This window comes from Helicobacter sp. MIT 14-3879, assembly GCF_003364125.1.
In genome coordinates this window covers 1-2575 of sequence record NZ_NXLP01000124.1, presented here as the reverse complement: position 1 = coordinate 2575, position 2575 = coordinate 1, and the positions used below count along the sequence as shown (strand labels likewise).

1 protein-coding gene is annotated in these 2575 nt (G+C 27.1%); it reads right to left on the bottom strand.

The window, feature by feature from the left end; all coding sequences use genetic code 11:
* Positions 1-1889, bottom strand: a 1889-nt coding sequence (locus CQA44_RS11825) for a lipase family protein (protein ID WP_115547400.1), incomplete at its 3' end; no start/stop codon positions are given.
* Positions 1890-2575: the final 686 nt, after the last annotated feature.

The window sequence follows — 2575 nt, the reverse complement described above, 5'->3', positions numbered from 1 at the left end:
GATGAGTTAGTAGAGTTAGTAGATGTGGTATTAGAAGAGTTAGATTCTAATTCTCCAAAGAAGTATTGAGAGAGAGGATTAGGAGATTCTGTGCCACCTAAAAGGAGATGAGAATCTAAGAATAGAGAGGGTTTATAGGATTGTAATTCCTCTAGGCTTTCTTGTAAATTGCATTCTTGTTTGATTTGTTTATAGATTGTATCACAATCAATATAGTCTTTATCATTTGCAAAGATATAAATTGCTTTTGCTTGTGTATCTACATAGAGCGTAGAGCTCATAGATAAAGTAGAGATTTTATTTTCATTAGATTTTAGACTTGCTTTTATATAGCATACATTGATATTGTCGCCATAAAGAATATGTTTCATCATAGAAAGTCTAGCATCAAAATATGATACACTAGACTTATCATTATACAGAGCTATTTTAGTGGAATTGCTATTATATCTAAAGAGTTTAGCAATATTATTTTCACTTAATACTTCGTTTCCATCTTTATCAGTTATTTTGAATGGTTGGCATTTAAAAATAGCCCTTTTTTCTGCTATGCTACATTGTTTAGAATCTAAATTATCTATATCTTGTTTATCCAATATTTCTGTATAATATTCTAACGCTATTATTTTGTCTATAATGTTGTCTTTAGTAGTATGTAGCTGAATATATGTGCTTTCTATCTCTTTTTCTAGGCTTGTTACATAAAGGATATGTTCTATAAGGGTGGCTAGGAAATCTGTGCTATTTGGTCTCTTTTCTTGGGTTTTATAAAGCATTAGATTTTTATTATTAATTCTCATACTTAAAGGATTAAAGACTTGATAAACTTCTTGCATAAAATTGTTTAAATATTCTATACATTCTTCAAGGTTTTTATTTTTTACTTTGTTATAGTTGGGATTTGATTCTAAAAGATAGGAGTAGAAGTAGAGGGTTTGAGTAATGGGTATAATGGCGTGGGAATCTTTACCTGTATGAATGGGAAGCTTATTGATTGAACCATATTGAGCTGAAGCAATGAGTTTTATACCGCCATTGTCATAAATATGTGTTATTTTGTCTGAAATATCAATACTTCTTTTATCTAAAATTTCTTGTAAAATTTTTATAATATTAGGATTTATAATAGGACTTGGAAGATTCCAACCATAAATACTAGGTGCATTAAAAGTATAAACTTCACTTGGAGAGAATTTAAGTTTATCTTTGTATATGCTATCGCAATAGATTAAAGCCCATTGTGCAAGATAACCTCCCAAAGAGTGTCCTACAAAGATAATTTTATCTGAATCCGCATTATTTAAAATAGGTGCTATATCTAGTAAAAATTGTTTCAAGGCATTAGCTTGAAAATCTCCTTTGCCAAAGGTTAAATTTGCATCTTGAATTACATCTAAGGCGGTTTCTAAAATTGCTTTAATATCTTTAAAATTATTCTCCGTTCCCCTAAACCCCACTACAAATCTATCCTCTTGTGTATCATAAAATAAAGTAGCAGAGAATCCTGAAGTAGTATTGGGTTGATGAAAATAAATTTTGTATCTTTTAACAAAATTTTGTGCTTGTAAAGGAGAAAATTCTCCATTTAGTTTATCAAAGTTAGTTTTTTCATTTAGTGTATTAAGTAAATTTGATTGCCAAGTATTATCTTGTTTTAAATTGATTAATACTTCTTGTCCTTGATATTCTTTGCTTATGATATGTTCTAAGGTAATTTCTACTTCTTTATATCCTCTAGGATAGTTTTCATCTTTTATTTTATTGCTATTATAATCTAGCTCATAAATTTTTCTAGGAGTATTATTAGAATCTTTTAGCAAATCAAAATAAAAATAACTAGCTTGGGCAAGTTCAGCATAGTCTTTTAGATTATTGATTTGAGATTTCATTTTAAACCCCTTTAAAACTTAATCTAGTAAGAATTATAAACAAAACGAATGCCAATGGATAATATAATAGCAAAAACCTTATTAAATATTTTTTAATTTGAAACATATTACTTACTCTTTTGTATATATTACAAAAATATAAAAAAATATAAAAAAACAGAGAAAAACAGAGAAAAACAGAGAAAAATAGGGATTAAATTCCTTTCTAAACTTAAAAGAGATTATTAAAAATGATATTATATAGATACTAAGTGCTATCATATAAATTGAAAAATCTGCGGCAAAAGGAATAAATAAACAAAAATAAACAAAAATAAACAAAAATAAACAAAAATAAACAAAAATAGGGAAAAATAGAGCTTTAGATTTAGATTCAATCATTTTTTTTAATATTAAATATGACAAATAGGGTAACAAAGGGTAAGAATATAAAAAAAATATACTCCTTAAGGTATCCTTTGTAAAAAATTCTTTATCACTAAAATAACTGTATAGAAAACCATATAAAAGAATACCCCCAATAAATACAACCCAACTAATATATAATATTTTTAATACCCTCATCTTGCTCTAAACCACATATTAACTCCTTTATCACTAAATACACCATAGCTTACTAAATCTTGCATTATAGGATAATCATCATTATGTTTTTTTAATCCTCTTGAGCTAGGGAGTATTAAGGC